Annotated in this window: 10 protein-coding genes; 6 read left to right on the top strand and 4 right to left on the bottom strand. The window is 36.8% G+C overall.

Features of this window, described 5'->3' with window-relative positions; genetic code table 11:
• Positions 1-189: 189 nt before the first annotated feature.
• A complete protein-coding gene (locus AC1DWN_RS22435; protein ID WP_477561123.1) occupies positions 190-531 on the bottom strand; it encodes a helix-turn-helix domain-containing protein in 342 nt (113 codons plus the stop codon).
• Positions 532-666: 135 nt separating this feature from the next.
• On the opposite strand from AC1DWN_RS22435, the gene AC1DWN_RS22430 reads away from it, so the two are divergent.
• Positions 667-981, top strand: coding sequence for a hypothetical protein (locus tag AC1DWN_RS22430; RefSeq protein WP_477561122.1), 315 nt, complete (start codon positions 667-669; stop codon positions 979-981).
• On the opposite strand, the gene AC1DWN_RS22425 is transcribed toward AC1DWN_RS22430, so the two are convergent.
• On the bottom strand, positions 946-1,191 hold the full coding sequence (locus AC1DWN_RS22425; protein ID WP_477561121.1) for a helix-turn-helix domain-containing protein: 246 nt from the start codon (positions 1,189-1,191) through the stop codon (positions 946-948). The genes AC1DWN_RS22430 and AC1DWN_RS22425 overlap by 36 nt on opposite strands.
• A gap of 167 nt (positions 1,192-1,358) precedes the next feature.
• On the opposite strand from AC1DWN_RS22425, the gene AC1DWN_RS22420 reads away from it, so the two are divergent.
• From AC1DWN_RS22420 to AC1DWN_RS22400, 5 genes are all read left to right on the top strand, one after another.
• Positions 1,359-2,027, top strand: coding sequence for a Tn7 transposase TnsA N-terminal domain-containing protein (locus tag AC1DWN_RS22420; RefSeq protein ID WP_477561120.1), 669 nt, complete (start codon positions 1,359-1,361; stop codon positions 2,025-2,027).
• The gene (locus AC1DWN_RS22415; RefSeq protein WP_477561119.1) at positions 2,014-3,975 is read left to right on the top strand and encodes a hypothetical protein; all 1,962 of its coding nucleotides are present in this window, start codon (positions 2,014-2,016) and stop codon (positions 3,973-3,975) included. Before AC1DWN_RS22420 ends, AC1DWN_RS22415 begins: the two co-directional genes overlap by 14 nt.
• A gap of 16 nt (positions 3,976-3,991) precedes the next feature.
• Positions 3,992-4,837 (top strand): AAA family ATPase, encoded by an 846-nt coding sequence (locus AC1DWN_RS22410; protein ID WP_477561118.1) that lies wholly within the window; start codon positions 3,992-3,994, stop codon positions 4,835-4,837.
• Between the two features lie 127 nt (positions 4,838-4,964).
• A complete protein-coding gene (locus AC1DWN_RS22405; protein ID WP_477561117.1) occupies positions 4,965-5,420 on the top strand; it encodes a hypothetical protein in 456 nt (151 codons plus the stop codon).
• 47 nt (positions 5,421-5,467) lie between these two features.
• Positions 5,468-6,457 (top strand): hypothetical protein, encoded by a 990-nt coding sequence (locus AC1DWN_RS22400; RefSeq protein ID WP_477561116.1) that lies wholly within the window; start codon positions 5,468-5,470, stop codon positions 6,455-6,457.
• 166 nt (positions 6,458-6,623) lie between these two features.
• Here the strand turns inward: AC1DWN_RS22400 and AC1DWN_RS22395 are convergent, their stop codons facing one another.
• A complete protein-coding gene (locus AC1DWN_RS22395) occupies positions 6,624-6,974 on the bottom strand; it encodes a hypothetical protein (protein WP_477561115.1) in 351 nt (116 codons plus the stop codon).
• Between the two features lie 112 nt (positions 6,975-7,086).
• On the bottom strand, positions 7,087-7,449 hold the full coding sequence (locus AC1DWN_RS22390; protein WP_477561114.1) for a hypothetical protein: 363 nt from the start codon (positions 7,447-7,449) through the stop codon (positions 7,087-7,089).
• Between the last annotated feature and the right edge of the window lie 466 nt (positions 7,450-7,915).

Genomic DNA, 7,915 nt, shown 5'->3' with positions numbered 1-7,915 from the left:
TTTAATATACAAAGCATCCAAATCCCTAAATTCTTGTACTTTCATAATATTCACCTCTATAGTAGAATTTTTAAAATAATCTATGCCCCAAAAGAGGTGAATTTATAACCTTTAAACTAATAGAAGTGAAAAAAGAAAGGAGCCTCCAGCACTGTTAATTAAGTGCGCTGGAGGCTCTTCTTCTTAGAGTTATGTAAAGAATTCATCAATTAATCGATTAAGTTTCCGTAAATCAGTTGTTGACATTCCCACTATTTTTTTGTGAATTTCATTAAGCGTGATATCCTTAGCATTACTTTTTGAACGTTTTATTTGCCGGTTGTACAAGAAGATTTCGTTTAAAGGGACATTAAGGGCTTCAGCAATCTTCTCCAGATTAAGGAGGGTAATATTTTTCTGCCCTCGTTCCAATCCACCAATATATGAAAAATGAAAGCCCGCAAGTTCACCAAGTTGTTCTTGGGAGAGATTGTTCTGTTTACGCAGATCTCTTATACGTTGACCAATCAAACTTAGTACTGAAYTATCCATAGATACACCTCAGTTTAAGTGTAATCAATGGATTAAAACAGATACACTGATGTATAAGTATTATATTTATAAAATGATACTTATAAGTATCATTAATTTATCTTATGGTCATAATACATATTGAGGTGATCAAAAGTGACAATGTTGGATATTAAATGTGGACTGGCTACAATCACAGGTAAAGGGATACTCTTTAATGGGATCTACTATTCAAATGAAAATTTCGTTAGATCCCAATTGTTTGCATTTGCTGAGACACAAGGTTATTGGTTCATCCCGGTACTTTATGATGTTAATGAAGCACGACTTCTCGTTTTATTTGGCAACGATCAATTAGAACTTGCTTCGACAATTGATCATGGGAAAGAGATCGAACCAAGTGTAATTCAAAAATACCAGGAGGATATCCAAAGATTAAAGCTTATGCTCTCGATGCAGCGTAAGCATTGAATTTATAACATTTTCAAAAGTCTCATCCAATACGGTCAGTAAATCATAAAGTGCAAACGCACTTAAATGATGCCTCCCGGTCTCAATATTAGAAAGGGAGGACCTAGATAAATGAAAAGTATGACAAATTTCAGATTGTGTTAACCGGCTACTTTTTCGCAACCCTTTAAGGTATAGTCCAAGCCACCGATAAAATTCATCTTCGGTCATGTGGTTTCCTCCAATCTATAAATCTATGAATCTATTTTGCACAAATAGTTTCATCGGTATACTAGAAAACTTGTATAAATTGTAAGTTTATTGATTATGATGATAAACAATAATGTTTGGACTCTAAACATTTCTAAGTGGTAGCAATGAGACACTGAGGTGAGAATATGCATCAGCCGAAAGTAATGCCAAGAAGCGCTAAGTATGGCAGTAATTATTGGAACACTGAGGGACCCAAAGTTGATCTGAGAGAAGTAACTCTTTACAGTGATCTGGAGTTCGATCACTGGGTTACAGTCGATTCTGACCCTAATGTAGAAACATACTGCGAACAATACCCCGAAATTACCTATGTATACGATGGCGTTCTACATTCGAGTGTATTTGATATGTGGATTAGATATCATGATGGGTCCGAAATATATCGCGAGGTAAAGTATGAGGCAGAGTTAAACGAGAATGACCCTCGCAATGAAAGGACCCTTCGCCAGATTAATGCGCAAATGGCTTATTGTATTGAAAACAATTTTACATATGAAGTGCTGACAGAAAAGATTCTAAGAAAAAACCCTCAAGAATTAGAGAACCGATTAAAAATTATTTCCTTCATCAAGAACTCTTCAAAACAAAAAGCAGCTGAGGACGTGCTAAAACATATTAATGATAAGCGCCGTAGCCTGCAGACCTTATCTGAACTATCAACAATKCCTTATGCTTTGATTCATGATAATTGCCTTTGGCTTTATTATCATGGTGCAATTCATATCAACTTAGATGAAAAGATTATCTGCAAGCAGTCGGAGGTATGGTTACGTGAGCAGAGTGAAAGTCATTAACAACGGGGAATTATCCACCGCCCAAATTGATCAGGATTTATGGCTGAAGGTTGATGAAACCTTGTTAGAGGAGGATGCTCGAGCGGTATTTTTGAAACGTAAAGAAGCAATTGATCTTTATGTAGCGAGTGAGAGAAGCCTTAACGAAATATTCGAATTGACCGGTGTTAACCGAATTAATATAACTCGTTTATTTAACAGGTGTATTTCATATGATTCTCATGGTGTACCCTGGGGATATCGTGGGCTCATTCCGAATAAAAAGCTGAAAAAATACGAGTTAAATCCTTTAAGTAGCAAATTTAATGAATCAAGAAAGACTGGGGAGTTTGGATTACTTCTAGAAAATTACCCATTCATTCGTGACGAAATAGAAAATTTGTTTTTTGGCAGAAAGAAGCTATCCGAGCCAGTTATGCGGCCAAAGTATATACATAAAAAGTTCGTAGATAAATGCCGAGAAATCGGAATATCCCGAAATGAATATCCCTTTAATACAGCACATATGGGCTACAGAACATTATGCAGGTACCTAGAGGATCTAAGAGATACACATTTTGGCAAAGCATCGTCTCGCTATGGAAAAGATGCCGAACAAAAAGCAAAAAATTCAGGTATTGGCCAGTTAAACTACCCTCAAACCATTACTCCTTATCAACATGTTGAATTTGATGGGCATCGTATAGATGGCATGTTTGTAATTAAAGTAACAACCAACCAAGGTGATGAAGCAATTCTAACCTTGGATCGACTTTGGTTCCTTAGTTTCATCGATCGTGCTACTGATACGGTAATAGGTAGGCCACACATTTGTATCAATAAGGAATATAACGCTAGTGATGTAATGATTGCAGTTAAAAAAGCAATAATGCCGGCAGCTAAAATGAAACTATCTATCCCTGGTCTTAGTTATCAGCCAACGGGTGGTTATCCTTCAGAGCGGTTTTCTCAATTAGAATGGGCAGTATGGGATGTTGTCCATTTTGATAATGCAAAGGCACACTTAGCTACAATGGTTCGAGAACGCTTTCGTAATTTAATCGGTTGCACTACTTGCTTAGGAGCAGTAGATAGACCTATGAGACGTCCACATATTGAACGGTTTCACCAGACCTTAACAACAAGCAGCATTCAACGTATGGTTAATACTACGGGAAGTCATCCGAAGGACCCGCGGCGTAAAGATCCTGAGAAAATGGCTGTACATTATGAAATGACATACGAGCATTTAGAGGAAATACTTGATGTTGTTGTTGCGAATTATAATGGTACACCTCATGGCTCCTATTTCTATAATTCACCACTCGAAGTGTTAGAACAACGAATTAATAAGGGGATGATACCTAGAGTGTTACAAGAATCCAAGCGGTCAGAGTTTACTTTTACACAAGTAGAACAACCACGAACTATTCGTGGCAGCATTCATTCAGGAAAGCGGCCTTATATTGAATATATGGGGGTCGAATACCGAAATGAGTTGTTAGCGCAGTCAGCACATTTAATCAACACGAAGGTTACAGTTCATGTGAACGTTGATGATCTTCGCGCTATTCGTGTGTATCTACCAGACGGGAGTGAATTCGGTGAGCTTATTGCTGCAGGTAAGTGGTCATTAACCCCTCACTCCTTACAGATAAGAAAAACAATTAATATGCTGAAGGCAAAGAAGTTAATCCATTTTACACAATGGGATGATCCGATCTTTGTGTATCACGAGTATCTTTTGTCACAAACAAGGCACAAGAAGAAAGACACTGCTAACCAAATTGCAAAGGTTCAACAAGTCATACGCAAAAGCAAAGAGGAAGAAGCTAAGCAACGAAGTGAAGAATTAACTAAGCAACATGAACAAATAGATGCTTTAGATAAAGCAAGGGAGCAGCAAGAAAAGCTCCAAACCGCACAAACAACAACTTCTATCCGGAAGTTTAAAACGATAATTTTATAGAAAGGTGGTTACTCCATTGATCAGGCCAATGATTCCATTTGGCGCTCATCCAATAGAACAAGGTGTTTATGTTCTTCCTACCTTGGAAATCCACAGATTAATGGACAAAATCGTCCAAATTATTACTGACGGGGCACCAGGAATGATAGTTTATGGGAGGCCGCGGCTGGGAAAGACCAAGGCAACCACATTTGCTGTCAATTATTTACCTGAAGTTTTACAGTATCAAATTCCGGTTTTCGTTGCGGATAGTAAAAGCTATAAAGTTCCTTCAGCCGAAAAGTTCTTCAGAGATATGCTGTTAGATTTTAATTATGGGTTTTCAACAAAGAAAGATGAAATTGTGCTAAGGAATCAGATAGTAAGTTTGATGCATGAAAAAGCAGAGCGGTGCAGTCATCGAAGAGTTGCATTACTCATGGATGAAGCCCATAAAATGACCGAGTGGCAGTATGATTGTTTAATTGATATATACAATCAACTGCTACGAAGAAACGTTAGAATGACCACCATATCAATCGGACAGGAGCAACTCGTTGATCGACGTACATTTTTCTTAGCAAATTCAAAAACACACATTATCGGTCGGTTTATGCCGTCAGAATATCGTTTCAGGGGAGTTACTAACGAGGAAGAAATGGAGTTTGTCCTCCAAAGCTATGATGAATCGGAGTTTCCATCCGACAGCGGTTGGTTTTATACCAGGTATTACTTTCCTGAAGCATATGATACAGGGAAACGGATTGCCGAATTCTCGAAAAGCTTATTTAACCTCTTTATAGAAATTCGACAGGAGTACGGTCTTTCTGGAGAGTTGAACTTCCAATGGAATATCTCGCATTCACTGTTGAAAATGCCTTAAAGATCAATGGCGCAAATGGAAAGTGTACGGAGTGGCTCACTATGGAGCAATGGAGAGAAGCCATCCAAAGGTCAGGTTATATTGAATCTGAAATATACATGGCAATTGCAAAGAAGGCGACTTGAAAATGATTGTCTGGAAAACGGAGTGGATTAATGCTTACGAGACGCCCTGGTCAAACTTTGAGAAATTATGCTTTGCAAACCATATAACGCGTACAGATTTGTTGAAAACACTCGGCAGTAGGGAGGTGCGACAAATCAGAGGAACTTTAGTAGGGGATAAGAGGAGGGAGTTAATTAAATTAAGTGGGTTTGATCATCCAATGTTACATAAATACCTGGGTTTTGATCTCACTACTCAAAATAATACAAACATTAAAAGCATTTTAAAACCAATTGAGTATATTTATGAAAACATCCACACTTGGTTTTCTATAAGGATGCGTTGGTGTCCCGATTGTATGAGATATGGATATCATAGTTGGATCCACCAATTTATAATGACTAAACGCTGTCCATTCCACGATAATGAACTTTTAGAACATGCCCAAGCTGCTCAAATGACATTCCGTTTTTGTTAAGTGATCGTAGAATGAATGAACCATTCACTTGCATATGTGGTTATAAGATGGCTGAATTCTCACATACACATTGGACAGAATGGAAGCATTCCTTCGATATTAAAAACACTTCAATGGGACACTGGTTGGAGGGAGCAGCTAAGGGGGTGACAGAGCGTTTTTTATTTGTTCCAAGTTCAGTAAGCATTAATTTATTTAGTGCTGAACCAGTAATCACATACAAAATTAATAACAGAGATACTAATCGAGGAAACACGGGAGGATACACACGTTGTATTGAGTTAATGGATGATATATACAACGAAAATATAAATTGTTTCAAAGCCATAGACCGGTACATCAAACGCAAATATCTAAAGAATCATCTAATGTGCATATTATCATTTCAAGAGCTTCGCAAGCATAAGGAGGGGGAGTTTCCACCGGTTTGTCCGTATGCGTATGCGTATGTTTTATGGAAACATACGCTGCTTCGCACATCTTATTTCTACAAAGACAATCCTAAATTAAATGACTTCAATCTGCGTAGAAGCGTCGGCTTGGAATTTGCGACACAATTAATTGCAAAACATATAAAATACATAAAGGACAAGTTGTTTTTTCAGACAAATATTTCTGATGTTGATAATAGAGCTATGTTGCATCAGATCATAAATCGCTATACATCAGAATTGTGCCTCAATTATTTCTATCAATGGCTTGCTATCGCTAAAGAAGGATCCACACGAGCAATTGCACCAAAATGGAATCAAATTGAACAAATGATTGAGATGAGCTTACCTAATATTATTTTTAAGCACGATGAAAATGTTGGGAAAAATTCTGGAATAGTTCAAGTATTTAAAAGCGAAGGCCAGCAGAAAAATGACCTTAATCATGAATGCATGACAAATTCAACAAGCATGAAGAAACAAATACGAAATATGTCATCGTACACACCTTTGAGAATTGCGATGAAAATATTCGATAATCCATCACTAGAAAATAATGAACTTAGCAAATACGTCGACAGATACGTAGCCAGGTTTTCAATTTAAGATAGAAAGAAACAACAAACAACAAATAAACCATCATTCATATTCGAATGATGGTTTATTTGCATCTTTAGAAAGTAAAAAGAAAAAAAAGGAGGGAATGTTATCAAGTTCTTGTCATTTATGATATCAAGTTCTTGTCAACCGACATCATACGAACCATATGACACTAAAGAGTTCTATATGGACATATGTACAAAATACGAGTTTTGTGCAATAGTCTGTAGTAATCATAAGAGACAAATTGTCTGAACTGTTCAAACTGTTCAAATTCATCTCCACATAGTATCTTTCCACCAATCCGATTTGCAATGGTTTCCTGATCTCCTTTTATAGAATTAAACTCGATTTTAGCTATAATGTTACGCTCTATATATGGTTTTAGTTCTTTAGTTTCTTCTTGGTTTTGTAAATAATTGAATAAGGATTTAAGAGCTGATAACTTGCGTAACAATGTCGCTGCTGAAAGTTTTCTTCGCTTTTTATTGATGTACTCTTTAATGAACCAAGGAAGGATCATAAATACTGCCCGTTAGAACAACAGGCTACCGAGATTATTACCGGCAGCTGTTTGCTCTTCATCATGAAGTTATCGTTCTGCACTAGTTCAATGATCATTTTTAAATATATACCTACAGATCAAATGAAGGCGGAATAATTCGATCAAAGTCTCTATGTACAAGTGCAAATTTATCGTCTGAACCCCATAACGGTTTAGAAAATGAAATAACCTCATTCTCTCCTCGAGGGGTAAACTCGACGGAAATTTCCACTTTAATTTCATGAATTATCACATCAGAATTTTTGTCGAAATAACTATCCTTTACTAGCTCGTGATCTTCATCTACATCATAATAAAGGGATGAAGTAGTTCCTCTGACATGCAGTAAATTAAGAGGATCGATTTTCCAAATAAATTTTTCAACAATATTTTGGCATGGATGGGCAAAGTATAACCAGCCTTCACCACTTGGCAGGAAAACAACTAATTTCACTATTATTCATCTTCCCCTGATGTTTTCGGATTTGTATAGCAAATCTAACTCCAATAAAAATAATTATTATAAATAGAAAAATGGCAATTTTTCCGTATGTAGGAATCATCTAAAAACTCCTTATCTCAACTTACTTTATAATACAAACGTAAATCCATTTTGTAAGTTCCATATAATGTCTCTAATTATTAGCGATTGAATCGAGCATACTTTTGGACATCTTCCTGCTCTTATTCTCGAAATTACTTTGCTAGAAATGTTCACAAGCTATTAGCTGGTATAGCTCAATAGGCCGCCGTTTTGAACACTTATAGAAAGAATAATATACTTTGAGTTTGATCGATTCCCGACTCATTTAACAAATACTATTTGCGTTTCTTGCGAAGCTGGCGCAGCGCTTGCCTGGCATTGTAGGAAACGAGATCGTCTTCGTGATCGAGCAGTTGTTCGATCCGTTCTTCCGTTT

The organism is Paenibacillus sp. P4_A7 (assembly GCF_056402455.1).
Note: the sequence above shows the minus strand (reverse complement) of the source record. Positions and strands in the feature narration are given on the sequence as shown.